Source organism: Thermococcus sp. ES12, from assembly GCF_012027515.1.
Classification (GTDB): Archaea; Methanobacteriota_B; Thermococci; order Thermococcales; family Thermococcaceae; genus Thermococcus; species Thermococcus barossii.
Genome location: NZ_SNUP01000117.1, coordinates 1 through 405, shown reverse-complemented (window position 1 = coordinate 405; position 405 = coordinate 1). Strand labels below are relative to the sequence as shown.

At 39.0% G+C, this 405-nt stretch carries 1 pseudogene; it reads right to left on the bottom strand.

The features are described from left to right. Window positions 1-405 (bottom strand): annotated as a pseudogene (locus E3E37_RS11325) (hypothetical protein); the annotation flags it as partial.

Here is a 405-nt window from a genome sequence, read left to right as displayed (position 1 = left end):
AAAAACTTTGTAATACTGAGCTAAGAAAGCCCCACAAGTTGCATCAACATTAAGATAGTCAGCTGTGTAGAGCTTAGACTTAAGAAAATACCCCTGCTCAATCTCACTTGATAGGACATAATCTCTCGCCTTCCGCAGAGCATTTTCTGTTCTTTCTTTCAGTTCACCCTCTAAATATGGCAAAGCTAGAAGCAGAGCTTCTCCAACAAAAGATGTTACGAGAGCCGATTCTTGGTTGTAATTGGGATGAATTTCATTCCAAGAGCCGTTTAAATTCTGCCTCGAAAGAAGGAAACGCACAAGTTTTTTGATAATATCTCTCTCAGACTCCCCGTATAACCGAATTATAGATTTCAGATACTCAGCGCTAACTCTATTTCTCACTATTCCAAAAACAGGATCTTT